This window comes from Mesorhizobium sp. J18 (assembly GCF_007829525.1).
In the GTDB taxonomy this organism is placed as follows: domain Bacteria; phylum Pseudomonadota; class Alphaproteobacteria; order Rhizobiales; family Rhizobiaceae; genus VLJP01.
This window is the reverse complement of record NZ_VLJP01000002.1, coordinates 58,540-73,517: the sequence shown is the minus strand read 5'-3', so window position 1 is coordinate 73,517 and position 14,978 is coordinate 58,540. Positions and strand designations below refer to the sequence as shown.

The 14,978-nt window shown below is 60.8% G+C and carries 11 protein-coding genes, 1 tRNA gene, 1 pseudogene and 1 riboswitch; of the genes and pseudogenes, 7 read left to right on the top strand and 6 right to left on the bottom strand.

Going from position 1 to position 14,978, the window contains the following annotated elements; all coding sequences use genetic code 11:
* Positions 1-49: 49 nt before the first annotated feature.
* A complete protein-coding gene (locus L598_RS01820; protein ID WP_144859635.1) occupies positions 50-1,153 on the top strand; it encodes a hybrid-cluster NAD(P)-dependent oxidoreductase in 1,104 nt (367 codons plus the stop codon).
* A gap of 55 nt (positions 1,154-1,208) precedes the next feature.
* Here L598_RS01820 and metE read toward each other — a convergent pair whose 3' ends face one another.
* The 4 genes from metE to L598_RS01800 all read right to left on the bottom strand — a co-directional run bounded on the left by metE (position 1,209) and on the right by L598_RS01800 (position 5,949).
* Entirely contained in the window at positions 1,209-3,539 is a 2,331-nt protein-coding gene (gene metE / locus L598_RS01815) for a 5-methyltetrahydropteroyltriglutamate--homocysteine S-methyltransferase (protein ID WP_144859632.1), read from the bottom strand.
* 86 nt (positions 3,540-3,625) lie between these two features.
* Positions 3,626-3,842: riboswitch (cobalamin riboswitch) on the bottom strand.
* Between the two features lie 69 nt (positions 3,843-3,911).
* Entirely contained in the window at positions 3,912-4,634 is a 723-nt protein-coding gene (locus tag L598_RS01810) for a metallophosphoesterase (protein WP_144859537.1), read from the bottom strand.
* 19 nt (positions 4,635-4,653) lie between these two features.
* Positions 4,654-5,466, bottom strand: coding sequence for a nucleotidyltransferase family protein (locus L598_RS01805; protein WP_246658581.1), 813 nt, complete (start codon positions 5,464-5,466; stop codon positions 4,654-4,656).
* A 195-nt stretch (positions 5,467-5,661) separates the two neighbouring features.
* A complete protein-coding gene (locus L598_RS01800; RefSeq protein ID WP_144859534.1) occupies positions 5,662-5,949 on the bottom strand; it encodes a DUF1127 domain-containing protein in 288 nt (95 codons plus the stop codon).
* 170 nt (positions 5,950-6,119) lie between these two features.
* On the opposite strand from L598_RS01800, the gene L598_RS01795 reads away from it, so the two are divergent.
* The 3 genes from L598_RS01795 (at position 6,120) to L598_RS01785 (ending at position 9,127) form a co-directional block, all read left to right on the top strand.
* Positions 6,120-7,079, top strand: coding sequence for a LysR substrate-binding domain-containing protein (locus tag L598_RS01795; RefSeq protein ID WP_144859531.1), 960 nt, complete (start codon positions 6,120-6,122; stop codon positions 7,077-7,079).
* A gap of 63 nt (positions 7,080-7,142) precedes the next feature.
* Positions 7,143-8,720: an exodeoxyribonuclease VII large subunit gene (xseA, locus tag L598_RS01790; RefSeq protein WP_144859529.1), complete on the top strand. Its 1,578-nt coding sequence runs from the start codon at positions 7,143-7,145 to the stop codon at positions 8,718-8,720.
* 122 nt (positions 8,721-8,842) lie between these two features.
* Positions 8,843-9,127: a hypothetical protein gene (locus L598_RS01785; RefSeq protein WP_144859526.1), complete on the top strand. Its 285-nt coding sequence runs from the start codon at positions 8,843-8,845 to the stop codon at positions 9,125-9,127.
* Positions 9,128-9,146: 19 nt separating this feature from the next.
* On the opposite strand, the gene L598_RS01780 is transcribed toward L598_RS01785, so the two are convergent.
* Positions 9,147-9,223: transfer RNA gene (locus L598_RS01780), tRNA-His, on the bottom strand.
* Between the two features lie 252 nt (positions 9,224-9,475).
* On the bottom strand, positions 9,476-9,931 hold the full coding sequence (locus L598_RS01775; RefSeq protein WP_144859523.1) for a phasin: 456 nt from the start codon (positions 9,929-9,931) through the stop codon (positions 9,476-9,478).
* Positions 9,932-10,166: 235 nt separating this feature from the next.
* Here L598_RS01775 and L598_RS01770 point away from each other — a divergent pair, with 235 nt between their 5' ends.
* From L598_RS01770 to L598_RS21575, 3 genes and pseudogenes are all read left to right on the top strand, one after another.
* Positions 10,167-13,433 (top strand): PAS domain S-box protein, encoded by a 3,267-nt coding sequence (locus tag L598_RS01770; RefSeq protein ID WP_144859520.1) that lies wholly within the window; start codon positions 10,167-10,169, stop codon positions 13,431-13,433.
* A 164-nt stretch (positions 13,434-13,597) separates the two neighbouring features.
* The gene (locus tag L598_RS01765; protein ID WP_144859517.1) at positions 13,598-14,656 is read left to right on the top strand and encodes a Fe(3+) ABC transporter substrate-binding protein; all 1,059 of its coding nucleotides are present in this window, start codon (positions 13,598-13,600) and stop codon (positions 14,654-14,656) included.
* A gap of 87 nt (positions 14,657-14,743) precedes the next feature.
* Positions 14,744-14,978 (top strand): annotated as a pseudogene (locus L598_RS21575) (iron ABC transporter permease); the annotation flags it as partial.

Genomic DNA, 14,978 nt, shown 5'->3' with positions numbered 1-14,978 from the left:
TCCCCAAAGCCCACCTTTCCCGGCTCAGTGGAGGGCAAATGTGAACGCCATGACGGAACTCTCCCTGTATCGTCACCTCGACGAGATGACGCCTTGGGACGACCGGCTCCAGGTGCTGGAGGTGGTTGGCATTGCCGACGAGGCACCAGAGGTGAAGACTTTCACCTTCCGCTCCGACAACCAGACCTGGTTCCGTTACAAGCCGGGGCAGTTCGTGACGCTGGAGCTGCCGACCGATGACGGCCCCGTCCTGCGGACCTACACGCTCTCTTCCAGCCCGTCGCGGCCCTTTTCCATCGCAGTGACGGCAAAGGCGCAGGCCGGCAGCATCGGTACACGCTGGATGTTCGATAATCTCAAGCCCGGCATGCACGTCAAGGCTTACGGCCCGGCCGGGGACTTCTCGCTGCACAACAGCCCGGCGGCGAAATATCTCTTCCTTTCGGCCGGATCTGGCATCACCCCGATGATGTCCATGCTGCGCTGGCTGAACGACTGCGCGCCGTGGACGGACGTGGCCTTCGTCAACTGTGCACGCCGCCCGGAAGAGATCATCTTCCGCAAAGAACTGGAACTGCTGGGAAGCCGTATGCCCGGCCTGTCGCTCGGTTTCCTGATTGAGGAACGGTCCAACCGTGAAACCTGGTTCGGCCATATGGGCCGCATCGACGCAATCCGGCTGCCTCTCCTCGCGCCTGATTTCCGCGAACGTGAAATCTTCTGCTGCGGGCCCGATCCCTTCATGCGGGCCGTGCGGGAGATGCTTCAGGCAAGCGGCTTCGACATGGCGCATTATCATCAGGAAAGCTTCGGCGCCCCGCCGGTAGATCTCGTGCCGGCTCCCTTCTCCGAAATCGCTGCCGACGACCTTCCGACGGAAGTTGCGGCTGCGTCGCAACCGGTGCGCTTCAGTCTTTCCGAAGTGGACGGAACCTGCTTCGAGGGTCAGACGGTGCTGCAGGCGGCGCGTACCTCGGGCGTGCGCATTTCGGCCGCCTGCGAATTCGGTCTGTGCGGTACCTGCAAGATACGGAAGCTCGCAGGCGAAGTGGAAATGAGCCACAATGGCGGCATCCTCGATGACGAGATCGCCGAAGGCTACATCCTCGCCTGCTGCTCCAGGCCGCTTGGCCCTATCGAGGTGGAAGCATAGAAATATGCAGATGCGAAGAAGGCGGCTCGGTTGAAGCCGCGCCGCCTTGAAGCCATCAGGCTGCCGCAGCCCGCAATTCCCTGGCGGCCGCCACCATATTCACCAATGCCGGACGGACCTCCTCCCATTTGCGCGTTTTCAGACCGCAATCGGGATTGATCCAGATCTGTCCATCGGTGAGCCGCCGACGCGCCAATGCGAGCAGATTCTTCATCTCGGCGACATCGGGCACGCGCGGCGAATGGATGTCATAGACGCCGGGGCCGATCTCGTTTGGATAGTTGTAGCTGCGGAAGGCATCCAGCAGTTCCATGCGCGACCGCGAGGTCTCGATGGAGATCACGTCGGCATCCATAGCGGCGATCGCCTCGATAATGTCATTGAACTCCGAGTAGCACATATGCGTGTGGATCTGGGTATCGTCGCGCACACCGGAAGAGGCGAGACGGAAGCACTCGACTGCCCAGTCAAGATAGGCCTGCCACTCGGACTTGCGCAGGGGAAGGCCTTCCCGGAGAGCCGCCTCGTCGATCTGGATCATGCTTGTGCCCGCCTCTTCCAGATCGGCCACCTCGTCACGAATCGCCAGAGCGATCTGGCGGCACACCGCCGCACGGGGGAGATCATCGCGGACAAAGGACCAGTTCAGGATCGTCACCGGGCCGGTGAGCATGCCCTTGACCGGACGGCTGGTGAGCGACTGGGCATATTGCCACCATGCAACCGTCATGGGGCGCGGGCGCGACACGTCCCCGAAAATGATCGGCGGGCGGACGCAGCGGGAGCCGTAACTCTGCACCCATGCGTGCTTCGTGAAAGCGAAGCCGGCAAGCTGCTCGCCGAAATACTGCACCATGTCGTTGCGTTCGAACTCGCCATGGACCAGCACGTCGAGCCCGATCTCCTCCTGCCAGCGGATTGCGGCTTCCGTCTCCCTTTTCAGGAAGGCCTCGTAGTCGACATAGCTGAGCTCGCCCCGGGCATGGGCAGCGCGCGCTTTGCGAACCTCCGGCGTCTGTGGAAAGGAGCCTATCGTGGTGGTCGGAAAGGCGGGAAGGTTAAGCTTCTCCCGCTGCAGCCTGCGACGCTCGGCAAAGACGCTCCGCCTCCGCCGCATCGGTTCCGTTATCGCGGAAAGGCGTCCTTCCACAAGCGGATCATGAACCTTTGGCGACGCGGCCCGCGAGGCGGCGGCCTCAGCCGATGCCTTCAGTTCGTTGGCAACAGCGTCCCTGCCTTCAGACAGCGCGCGCGCCAGCACCCTGAGCTCATCCATCTTCTGCACCGAAAAGGCGAGCCAAGATTTAAGCTCTCCGTCGAGGGCGGTTTCCAGTTCGAGGTCGATCGGCACATGTAGCAGCGAGCAGGAGGGGGCGATCTCGATGCGGTCGAGCGTCCAGCCAGCTACGACAGACTTGATCCTGTCGAGGATAGAAGAAAGATCGGAGCGCCAGACATTGCGACCGTCGATCAGGCCAAGCGACAGGACCAGATCCTTACGGGCCAGGCGGCCAACGGGCGCAAGCTGTTCCGGCGCGCGAACCAGATCGAGATGAAGCCCCGCGACAGGCAGGCCGAGCGCTGTTTCCAGATTGTCGCCAAGCCCGCCAAAATAGGTTGCGACCATGGCCTTCACGCCCGGAACTTCTGCTGCAAGCTTGCCGTAGGCGAAGCTGGCCGCCTCGCGCTCGCGCGGTTCCAGATCGGTGACGAGGCAGGGCTCATCAAACTGTACCCAGTCCGCCCCGGCTTTGTGCAGTTTCGCCAACAGCTCGGCATAGACCGGAAGGAGACGGGGTAACAGGGCAAGGCGGTCGAAATCCTCGCCTATGCATTTGCCAAGCTTCAGGAAGGTCACCGGCCCTATGATCACCGGCCGCGTGTGTATGCCCAGCGCCTTCGCTTCCAGAAACTCATCGAGTGGCTTGGTGGAACTGAGCGTGAAATTCTGATCGGGACCGAATTCGGGCACCATATAATGATAGTTGGTGTCGAACCACTTGGTCATTTCGAGCGCCGTCATGGTCTGGCTGTGCCCGGCATGGCCGCAGCTTTCCTCTCCCCTGCCTCGCGCCATCGTGAAATACGTGTCGAGCGAAACAGCGCCGCCGATCCAGCCGAAACGGGGCGGGACAGCGCCGACCATGGCGACGGTGTCGAGCACCTGATCGTAGAGCGAGAAATCATTGGACGGGATTTTCGTTACCCCGCGATCGCGCTGCTCGATCCATTTCTCGGCGCGTAACTTTCTCGCTGTCTCGAGAAGTTCGGCTGCTTCGATTTGTCCCGACCAATAGGCCTCGAGAGCGAATTTCAATTCGCGCCGGCGGCCGATCCGCGGGACACCGAGTGTTGCGACGGGAATATTGGGAAAACTCATCTGCATACCCCATTTGCTGGGGGCATGGGTCAGGCAGGCGCCTGCAACGGGCAATGCCGAAGTTGCAGCAGCCACCGGGACACCCCGCCCCGTGGACATCATTGTGTCGGGGCAGGTCTCCTGGCTCGCGGATCGTCACCCATATCCGTCTTCCCGGGTGCAAAAGCCCCAGTGACATTCTGGACAGGACTGCCGCTTACAGTTGCGGGGGCAGCTCCGGCTTTGAACGATCGGAAGATCGCTGACGCACCGGATTCCCTCTTAGCTCCGGCCGGTGAAGGCCGGAGAACCTCGACCAGAAAAGCATGGGGCAAAGGAGGCTGACTGTCAAGAATGACATAAAGAAATGTTTATGTCTTTAAGTGTATCGTTTGAGAATCAGATTTCTAGCAGGGCATAGGGCCGGCCTGTAGGCTTCTCCACCTGCATTGCTACATTATAGACAGGCGCGCCCGCTGGGGTTTTCCCCTCATAGGTGCCGCGATGAGCATGACCGTGGACGACCGCGCTTACGTGAAAGCGGTCTATGGTCTCCGCCAGCCTCGACGATCCGAGAAAGGGCAGAATTTCAAGCGGTTCTCCGGCGACCGTCTCCAATATCGGTGAATAATGCAGTACCACGACCGAACGTTTGGCACTCACCTGACGCATGGCATTTTCCAGCCGCATCGCCTCCTCGACACTCTCGGCCACCATCGTCTTGATCGCCGGTTCGCCAAAGGAACCCAGCATGTGGCGTCCGAATCCGCCGATAAAGCCTTTCACGCCGACGAAACCGACACCGGCGATCTCCTTTGGCTGCCCCTCCAGCAGATGGACGCCTGCCTTGCGAAGAATCTCGCATATCTGCTCCACCGCTCCGCTTTCATGGTCGTGATTTCCGAGAACCGCAACGACCGGGATCGAGCAGGCCTGCAGATCGGCGGCCAGGACCTCTGCCTCCTGGGGCTTGCCGAGATCGGTCAGGTCACCGGCGATCACGAGTACATCGGCAGCCTTGGATATCTCGGCGAACAGGTCGCGATAGGAGGTCGCAGAATCTTCCCGCACATGGAGGTCGGCAAGCGCCGCAACCTTCAAGGTGCCGCCGCCTTCAGGCATCGCTATGTCCTCCTTCTTTTCAATCGCTGCGCAGTTCCCCCTCGCCGCCGACATCGCCGAACCCCCACTCCTTCACATCGATCTCGTAATCGGATCGAGAGTACATGCGGCCCCGGCATACTTTCATCTGCGGCGGCGGCAATTCGCGCTGGCTCGTCAGACGGTCGAGCAGTTCATCGAGCAGCCAGGCAGGAACCTTGTCCCGCTCGGTCGGATATATCCATCGGAAATTCAGGAGATGGATGAGCAGGACCTCCCAATGGACCTCCATGTAATCGAGCAGACGATGCCAGTCGATCTCATCATGCGCACGCAGGATGACATGCGCTATATCCGCGCCGTCATAGCGGTGACGTAGCTGGATGAAGGCCTTCGACCAGATCAGCTCGGTCGGCCCTATGATCCAGACCTTGTGTCCCAGCGCCTCCACCCGACGCGCATTTTCGAACCATTGATCATTGACCGGCATGGTTCCGTTTGACGAGGCGAAGATGACGTCGAAGAAGTTGCGGCCCTTGAAAACCTTGCCAAGCCAGCGATCGTCCTCGATTTCGACGGCATAACCGAGCTCCATGAAATGGGCGAGGATGCGTGGATAGTCACCGCCCTTGCAGAAGATGTCGAGATCCTTGGTCGGCCTGGAAATGCCGGTATACGCGCTGACGGCAAAGGTTCCAGCCAGCAGAAAGGGAATGCCCGAGCTTACAAGGTCACGCAGGGACTCTGCAGTGAATTCCTCCGCCTCGACATTCGCCAATATCGGTTCCGCCTTTGCTTCCATGGACGGAATCGGGGCCAGGATCGAACGCTCCGTTTTGGGGCTGTCACTCATGGGCGGCCTCTGTTGAAACGGCCGAACAGTGGCCGCTCCCATCAACCGCGCAACTGCATTCAAGGTTCCGTCGCCGCTATCGGCATTCAGTGCTTATAAAAAAGCCCGGTCCAGAAGGACCGGGCAGATTTTGCAGGCAGCCGGAGGGGGACCGGCGCGATGGGAGTAGGATGCCTGCAAGGGAAGGTCGGTAAGTCAGGAAACCTTGCGTGCCGCGTAATCGCGCGCAGCGCGTTCGACAACGATCCTCTGCAAGATGCGCGTCGGATCGCTGCTCATGGGACCATCGCAGGCGAGCGCAAGGTCGCGCCTCGTAAGGCCGATATCAGCCAGTTCCCATTCCGTCATCTCGGACAGCCGGCGCATCTCGCCGCGATTCCGCCAGGTACGGAAAAGAGCATTGAGCGCACGGAGCACGCGCACTTTGCCGACCGAACGGGTTCCGGCGGTCAGGGGCAAGCGGACAAATTCGATAGCGCTCATGGCGTCTCTCCTCTCTGCGCGCGGAACTCCCTTCGCGGCTGCAGGGAGGATGCAGCCGGACAGGCGGGGCGCGCCTTTCATCGGAACAGATACAGAATGCCATCCAGTGATTGATTAGTCGAACGAATGTTTCTAATCTTTGGCATCAACAAATCTGATTGGTATAAGCCATGGCCACTCCGCTCGATCTCGACCAGCTCGCTACTTTCGTCACGATTGCCGACACCGGAAGCTTCACCCGCGCGGCGGAAGAAGTGCATCGAACGCAATCGGCCGTTTCCATGCAGATGCGCAAGCTGGAGGAGCGCATCGGCAAGACACTCTTTGTCAAGGACGGCCGTACCAACCGGCTTTCGGAAGATGGCGAGCGGCTTCTGAGCTACGCCCGGCGCATGTTGCGGCTGAACCGCGAGACATTGGCGGCTTTCGATGACAACAGCCTCGAAGGCCATGTGCGCATCGGCACGCCGGATGACTATGCCGACCGCTTCCTGCCGGAGATCATGGCGCGCTTCTCGCGCTCCAATCCGCGGGTCGAGCTTTCCGTCATCTGCGAACCGACGACGAACCTTGTCGAGCAGATCCGGCGTGGCAATCTCGACATCGCACTGGTGACGCACGATCAGGATAAGGGCATGTCCGAAGTTGTCCGGCGCGAGCCGTTGCTATGGGTCAGTTCGAACAACCATCCCACCCACGAACAGCTCGTATTGCCCATGGCCTTCGGCCGCCCCACCTGCCTGTGGCGGCGCAGCGCGACGGAAGCGCTTGCCGAGATGAACAGGGAATACCGCATCCTGTTCACCAGCTTTTCAGCCACAGTCATCATAGCAGCCGTGCTTGCAGGCCTGGCGGTTTCCGTGCTCCCCGAATGCGCGCTGCGCCCCGGCATGCGGGTTCTGGGCGAGGCCGACGGCTTCAAGCCACTGCCGGATTGCCGCATCGGCATCATGCGCGGCCATACGAGCAAACCCGAGATCGTAGACGCGCTCGCCCGCCATATCGCGGAAAGTCTGGACAATATCTCCGTGCCGGCTCTGGTGGAGGAGACGGGGAACTTCGACTTCGCCGCCGTTGCCTATGGCAGGGGCAAAAGGCTGCGGCCCGGACAGATCCTGCCGGGTTGGTAAGGCTCTCCAAGGGATCGGCCACCGGTGCTTGACCCCAGCGTGGCCTAAGGGCTCAATCGCGTCATGTCAGAGATTGTCGAGAACGATTCGCGAAGCAACATTGTCGAATTCTCAGTGAGCGAGATTTCCATGGCGCTGAAGCGCACCGTGGAGGATGCGTTCGGCCATGTGCGCGTGCGCGGCGAGATATCGGGCTATCGCGGCCCGCATTCCTCGGGGCACGCTTATTTCGCCCTCAAGGACGACCGGGCGCGCATCGAGGCCGTGATCTGGAAGGGCACCTTCTCGCGCCTGCGCTTCCGTCCCGAGGAGGGGATGGAAGTGGTGGCGACGGGACGACTCACCACCTATCCCGGCTCGTCGAAATATCAGATCGTCATCGACAATATCGAGCCTGCGGGCGCCGGTGCGCTGATGGCACTTCTGGAGGAGCGCAAGCAGCGCCTGGCCGCCGAGGGGCTGTTCGACGAAAGCCGCAAACGTCCCCTGCCCTTCATGCCGCACGTCATTGGCGTCGTCACCTCGCCGACGGGCGCGGTCATCCGCGATATCATTCACCGGATCTCCGATCGTTTCCCCGTGCATGTCGTGGTGTGGCCGGTGCGCGTGCAGGGAGAAACCACCGGCGCGGAAGTCTCGAATGCCGTGGCCGGCTTCAACTCGCTCGGTCCCCTGGATGCCGTACCCAGGCCGGATGTCATTATCGTGGCGCGTGGCGGTGGCAGCCTGGAGGATCTCTGGGGCTTCAATGACGAGGCCGTGGTAAGAGCCGTCGCCGCTTCCCGCATTCCCGTCATTTCGGCGGTCGGGCATGAAACGGATTGGACGCTCGTTGATCTCGCCGCAGACCGCCGTGCGCCAACGCCAACGGGAGCCGCGGAGATCGCCGTGCCCGTCAAGGCGGAGCTGGAAGCCGGTCTTGCACGGCTCTCGGCGCGCCTAAAGGGCGCCATCTCCCGCGACACAGACCGCAAGCGGCAGGCATTCCGCGCTTGTGCGCGGGCCATGCCGTCGGCCGACCAGCTTTTGGCGCTGCCCCGACGGCGCTTCGACGAGACGGCGAGCAGGCTGTCACGAGCGCTGGAGACCAGTACGCAGCGCAAGCGGACCGAATTCAACGGATTGCGTCTCAGCCCCGCCATCCTCCATCGCCGCATCGGGGAAGCCAGACGCCGGGAGATGCAATGCGCGGATCGCCTGCCGGTCGTCTTTCTTGGCCTCGTCCGCAACCGGCGCATCCGCTTCGACCGCGATGCGGCACGTGTGAGCCCGACCGGCACTTTACGGCGCTTAGAGGCGTTCAGAAGCCGCCTGCAGTCGGCCGGCATACGGGCGGATCGCTGTGTGGATGTCCATCTGCGTAAGGACAGGACACGTCTCGAGCAAGCGGCCCGGCTGGCCGAATCGCTTTCTTACAAGGCTGTGCTCGAACGTGGCTTTGCCGTCATCCGCAATGAAGACAATGTACCGATGAAAAGAGCGGCGGAAGTGGCAGCCGGATCGACTCTTCTTTCCATCGAATTTGCCGACGGCCGGATCAAGGCCCTTGCGGCCGGCAAGAGCAGCGTTCCATCACCCAATGCCGGCAGCAAGCCCAAGCCGGTGCCGGGACCGAAAGGCGGACAGGGCTCGCTGTTTTAGTGCGTCGACTGGCACGAATATGCGGGCGGCATCGCGACGCAGGGCGATCGACAGAAAGCGGTGATAGCCTGCCGGCTGCGCCGTTACGGTGAAATGGGGCGTATCAGAAGGGAACAAGGCTGATGGGGTTCAGCAATTCCGAAGCATTGGCCATCTTGAAATGGATGGTTCGCACGAGGCTCATGGAGACGATGTGCGAACCGGATCCGCGCGCGGCATTCGACCGCAGGATCAAGGACGATTTCGCAGAGCTGATGGAGGCTGGCGTCGTCACCCATGCAGACGTCACTCACGACGAAGAAGGCATCCTTTCCGTAAGCCTTGACAGGGATGGAGATCGCTTTGTCTTCAGGGCGGCTGCAGTAGACGGCCATATTGAGATCGAGCGCCGGACGCTCTGCATCTGACTTGTCTGCGGAAGGGAAATGGTACGGTTGGGTGGATTCGAACCACCGACCTCAGGAGCCACAATCCTGCGCTCTAACCAACTGAGCTACAACCGCACGGGCGCCGGTGTTCCGGCGCCAGCCTCTGGCGATGCGTCCTTACGGACAATTCAGGCGTTTTTCAAGAGCGCAGCGGCGTCAGGCACCGCCTTTCTCGAAAGATGTCCTTTTTATCTCCCGAAAAGAAAAAGACCGGGGGAGGAACCCGGTCTTTTCCTATAGGAGGCCGGTGGGAGGAGGTACCGGCCTGAACCTGTCGGCGGAGGGAGGAGGAAACCGCGGACAGGTGTACTTGGATATCAAAACGCCTCAGGCGACTTTGAGTTCCTTCAGCGACTTCTCGAATACGTCCTTGATGGGCTGGGACACCTCGGTGGCCGCTTTCGTGGAGATCGCCTGCAAAGCCTTGACCTGCTCCAGCGAGGACTCGAAGCTCTTGCTAACAAAGGCGCTCTGCAGCTCGATGAGCTCGGACAATGACTTGGCCGCGATCAGAGCCTCCAAATGAGTAAATCCAGCCTCGGCATTGGTGCGCAGGGCGGCAATCGAGGCTTGGGAGAATTCGCTGCCGACGGCCTTGGCACTCTCGAAACTGGCTTCGAGAGCCTTCTGGGTCTCTTCGGCGCTCGACTTGATACGATCATAAGCCTGTTTGGACTGTTCGACGCCTTTTTCGGCAAAGGCGCGGAACTGATCGGTCGCCTTGCTCGCATCAAAAGCCGGAAATTCGATGGTTTCGGCTGTCTTGGTTGCAGTTTTGGTCATGGACGTTCCTTCCGGGCTCGATTTTGGGCTGTTGTCAGACACGCCCCCTATCCTTGGCATTCCATATAGCACCTTGTTTTGTGCAGTGCAACATAATTTTTGCGACGCAATATGAGAGATTAACCAAGCGGCGAGTTTTCGCGGCGGACCGGGCGCGACTTTGTGGACGTGCCCGGCGCGCGGTTTTATTAATTAAGAGTTAATCTGGTTTATCCGGAAACATTCGGCTGAGTGAATGGTATCCAGACCTTATTCCTTCATAGATATCGCCGTTCTCAACGAGGTGCGTACGTGCTTCGCTGCCGGTGATGCATTGGCGATCCTGTCCACAGATCTGGAGGAAGTGCTGTGGGCCAATGGACCAGGCGCCGCGCTTTTCGGTTATTCCGACATCGAATCCGCCATCGGTGCGCCCCCGCGCCTTTCGGCATCCGCACGCCGGCAGATCATGTCGATACCGAAATTTCCCCGCATCGGACGCGACAGACTGGTCGCCATAAGGATCAGTAGCGGCTTCAAGGCGGCTGCCGTCACGCTTCACGCCAGCGACATCGAATTGCCGGATGGAGAACCAGCCCTTCTTTTCGCGCTGTCCGCACCCGTGGCGCAACAGGCAAGCGAGCGTTCCCGAAAAGCGATCAGCGGCTTCCATAAGGTCGGCCATTTCGCCGCGCTGGTCGATGCCGGAGGAGATATTCTCGCTTCCTCGGAATGCTTTTCGGATCTCGGTATCGCCAGTTCGACACTACGCCAACTGGTCGAGGACGTTCGCTTGGAACGCGACCGGCTGGTGAAGCGGCTCATCCCCGGAAAGACCATCCAATTGCCGGCGGGAATCGCCCGTTTGACGGATGACCCGGCAACGCATCTGCTTGTCGTTGTCAACGAAGAATATGCCGAAGCGGCAGCAGGCGAGACAGTTGAGAAAAGCGAAACCGTCGGACATCGGCCGGATAAGGTTTCCGGGCCGGAGGCCAGACGCCCGGAGCAGCAACGCGAAGCCGCCCAATCATCCGCCACCTTCAAAAAAGCACCCCATAACGGCGATCACGACCGCTGGTATTTTGCCGAAGAGGAACGCCGTGACACTGCCGCTGCCGCTGGTTCAGAAAGGCGCGGAGAGGGTAGCACCGCTGAAGCGCCCCACCCGACGGCAGGGCCCATCCGCTTTGTCTGGCGAACCGATGCCGAGACCCGCTTCACTGCAATCTCCGAGGAATTTGCCGAAGCGGTCGGCCCAGCCGCGGCAGACGTCATAGGGAGGCGTTTTCGCGAGGTTGCCAACGCTTTTGGCCTCGATCCGCACGGGGAAATCCCGACGCTTCTGGAACGTCGCGACACTTGGTCCGGCCGCACGGTCCTGTGGCCCATCGCCGGTACCGCCCTGAAGGCGCCGGTCGATCTCGCTGCCCTGCCCGCCTATAGCCGCGACCGGACGTTCGAAGGCTTTCGCGGCTTTGGCATCCTGCGGATTGGCGATGCGGTGGACGATCCGGAAGCAATCGGCATGGCGCTCGTGCCCGGTCCGCTGACCTCAGACGCCCAGGCGGAAGAGACGCTGGAACCCGAGAAGCCGGAGGCCGTCGTTGACAATGAATCTCGCGAGGAAGACAGGGGGCGGCCGAAGCCGATCGAAACAGAACCTGCCTCCGTCTCCGACGAAAAGGTCATCCATCTGGCCCAGCACCGGCAGACGCGAGAGGTCGGCCTCTCCCTGACGGAGCAGACTGCCTTTCGCGAGATCGGCGACCGGCTGCGGCGGGAAAGCGGCATCGAACAGAACGAAGGAACCCCGGAAGCCGGAGCCGCGACATCGGATGGAGTTCCGGATACCGGTTCTACCGAAACGGCGGAAGAGTCGGCCGCGAGCGAAAAAGCGACGGCCAAAGCAGATGGAACGCCGGACAAGGGACAAACTGCTTCTCAGACAGCCTCGAAAGACCATGACCGGCAGGCCGCCTCCGTGACTTACCTGCCTTCTGCCTTCTCGGGCGCGGTCAGGACAACGGCGCGATCGCCGCTCGACATAGGCATTCTCTCCAATCTGCCCCTGCCGGTCCTCATCCATACCGGCGACGACCTTCACTATGCCAATCGGGAATTCCTGGAACTGACGGGCTATGACAGCCTCGAGGAACTCGCAACCGCTGGCGGGCTCGACGCCATTTTTGCCGAACCCTATGAGAAGGGGGCGACGGACTCCACAGGAAGAACGCTTCGGCTGCGCAGGCCGGACGGCGAGGAATTCCCCGTCGAGGCACATCTGCAATCGGTATCCTGGAACCAGGGCAAGGCATTGCTGCTGGCTCTGCGCCGAGCTCCGCCCTTGGAAGCGACGGTCGTCAATGCCGCCGAAGCGCAGCCCGACGAGAGGTTACAGGAGCTGGAGCTCCGCCTGGCCGAGATGCGCACCGTCATTGATACGGCGACAGACGGCGTTGTCATCATTGATAATGACGGCATGATCCGTTCGATCAGCCGGCCGGCCGAGGCTCTTTTCGGCTTCGATGCGGAAAATGTCGCCGGCAAGCCATTCGCCTCGCTTTTCGCCATCGAAAGCCAGCGCGCCGCGCAGGATTACCTTACCAGTCTGACCGACAATGGCGTCGCCAGCGTCCTGAATGACGGGCGGGAGGTGATCGGCCGCGAGGCGCAGGGGCGCTTCATTCCTCTTTTCATGACCATCGGCCGGCTTCCCAATGACAGCGGGTTCTGTGCGGTGGTGCGCGACATCACCCAATGGAAAAGGGCCGAGGAGGAACTGACCCAGGCGCGGGCGCAGGCCGAGCACTCATCTTCGCAGAAGTCGGAATTCCTTGCCCGCGTCAGCCACGAGATCCGCACCCCGCTCAACGCCATCATCGGCTTTTCCGAACTGATGATGGACGAGAAATTCGGCCCCATTGGCAGCGAGCGCTATCGCGACTATCTGCGCGACATCAACCGCTCGGGCAATCACGTGCTCGACCTCGTTAACGACCTTCTCGACATATCGAAGATCGAGGCCGGCGAGCAGGAAATGCATTATGAGGCGGTATCCTTGAACGATACCCTTGGCGAGACCGTCGCCATGATGCAGCCGCAGGCAAACCGCGAGCGCGTCATCATCCGGTCGAGCTTTGCCTCCCGCCTGCCCGATGTGGTGGCGGACCTCAGGAGCGTGCGCCAGATCGCCCTGAATCTGTTGTCGAATGCGATCCGCTATACGCCGGCCGGCGGCCAGGTCATCGTGTCCACCGCCTATGAGTCGAACGGCACGGTGGTCATGCGCGTGCGCGACACCGGTTTCGGCATGACGGCCGCGGAGATCGAGCAGGCCCTGAAGCCGTTCAAGCAGCTCAATACACTGAAGCGCCAGCGCGGAGATGGAACCGGGCTCGGGCTGCCTCTGACACGAGCCATGGTTGAAGCCAACAGGGCGAAATTCTCCATAAGCTCCACGTCCGGCGAAGGGACATTGGTCGAAATCGTCTTCCCGCCGACCCGTGTGCTTGCCGATTGAGAGCAGTCGCGCACCACATACCGGGACCTGGGGCCAAGCAGAATCAGCAGTTTAGAACGTTTCTAAATTGCTGATTCTGCTTGCCTTTCACTTGTTACCCTCGCACTATTTGAGTAGAAAGCTCAAGTTTTCAGAGCCAGCGTCATTGAGGTGAGGAGACAGCAATGAATATCCATAAGCGTCATTTGCTCAAGGCTGGCGTTGTGGCAGSCGTTCTGGCTGTCGGCAGCGCGGCTGTCCCGTCCGCTGCCCAGGCTGATGGTAGCGTTAACATCTATTCCTATCGCCAGCCGGATCTGATCCAGCCCCTTCTCGATGCTTTCGAGGAAAAGACAGGGATTCAGGCAAAATCCCTGTTCATCGACAAGGGCCTCGAGGATCGCATTGCGGCGGAAGGCGCTAACTCCCCTGCCGACGTCATCCTGACGGTCGACATAGGCCGCCTCGTCAATGCCGAGGAACTCGGCATCACGCAGCCGGTCAAGGATGCGGAGATCGAGCAGCATATTCCGGCGCAGTATCGCGATCCCGAGGGCAACTGGTTCGCACTCACCACCCGTGGTCGCGTCGTCTACGCCTCCAAAGAGCGTGTCGAGCAGGACAGCATAACTTATGAGGAACTGGCCGATCCGAAATGGAAGGGTCGCATCTGCATGCGCAGCGGCCAGCACAATTATAACATCGCGCTTTTCGCCTCGATGATTGCCCATCACGGGGTGGAAGAAACGGAAAATTGGATGAAGGGCCTGAAGGAGAACCTTGCACGGAAGCCTGACGGCGGCGACCGCAACCAGGCGCAGGCGATCTATGCCGGCGAATGCGACCTGGGCATTGGCAACACCTATTATGTCGGCCTGATGATGACCAACGACAAGGAACCGGAACAGAAAGAATGGGCCAATGCCATCAAGGTCCTGTTCCCCAATGCCGAGGATCGCGGCACGCATGTCAACATCTCCGGCATGGCGATGGCCAAGAATGCGCCGAACCGCGAGAACGCGCTGAAGCTGATGCAATTCCTGGCTAGCCCTGAGGCCCAGGCAATCTATGCCGAACAGGTCTACGAATATCCGCTTCTGCCCGGGGCCGAGGTTTCCGAGGTGGTCGAGTCATTCGGCCAGATCAAGCCTGACGAGCTGTCATTGGCCGAGATCGCCAAGCATCGCAAGGAAGCGTCGGAAATGGTCGATCGCGTGGGCCTTGATGACGGCCCGTCGAGCTGACATCGCGAAAATACAGCCCTCTGACGCCGGGTGCTCCTGCATCCGGCGTCTGTCCGATCGGTAAAACTGAAAGCCGGCAGGACCGAAATGCACGGCAAAGGTATCATCGATCCTGCTTTGACCGTTCACGCGGCTCCCGCGAGGCGTCCCCGCAATCCCGCTTCGTTCTCTGCCAGCATCATCATCGCGGCAATCGTTCTGCTGCCCGTAGCAACTGTCGTCCTCGTCGCAATCTCCGGCTCGGGCGCCGACTGGCCTCATCTCATAAGATATGTCCTGCCCCGGTCGATCGAGACAACGCTTGTGCTTCTTGTGCTTGTGG

What these genes read in the sequence shown, in the direction of transcription:
- L598_RS01820 (WP_144859635.1), top strand. Translation starts at nt 50, where the DNA reads ATGACGGAACTCTCCCTGTATCGTCACCTCGACGAGATGACGCCTTGG.
- metE (WP_144859632.1), bottom strand. Translation starts at nt 3,539, where the DNA reads ATGCAGATGAGTTTTCCCAATATTCCCGTCGCAACACTCGGTGTCCCG.
- L598_RS01810 (WP_144859537.1), bottom strand. Translation starts at nt 4,634, where the DNA reads ATGCCTGAAGGCGGCGGCACCTTGAAGGTTGCGGCGCTTGCCGACCTC.
- L598_RS01805 (WP_246658581.1), bottom strand. Translation starts at nt 5,466, where the DNA reads ATGAGTGACAGCCCCAAAACGGAGCGTTCGATCCTGGCCCCGATTCCG.
- L598_RS01800 (WP_144859534.1), bottom strand. Translation starts at nt 5,949, where the DNA reads ATGAGCGCTATCGAATTTGTCCGCTTGCCCCTGACCGCCGGAACCCGT.
- L598_RS01795 (WP_144859531.1), top strand. Translation starts at nt 6,120, where the DNA reads ATGGCCACTCCGCTCGATCTCGACCAGCTCGCTACTTTCGTCACGATT.
- xseA (WP_144859529.1), top strand. Translation starts at nt 7,143, where the DNA reads ATGTCAGAGATTGTCGAGAACGATTCGCGAAGCAACATTGTCGAATTC.
- L598_RS01785 (WP_144859526.1), top strand. Translation starts at nt 8,843, where the DNA reads ATGGGGTTCAGCAATTCCGAAGCATTGGCCATCTTGAAATGGATGGTT.
- L598_RS01775 (WP_144859523.1), bottom strand. Translation starts at nt 9,931, where the DNA reads ATGACCAAAACTGCAACCAAGACAGCCGAAACCATCGAATTTCCGGCT.
- L598_RS01770 (WP_144859520.1), top strand. Translation starts at nt 10,167, where the DNA reads ATGGTATCCAGACCTTATTCCTTCATAGATATCGCCGTTCTCAACGAG.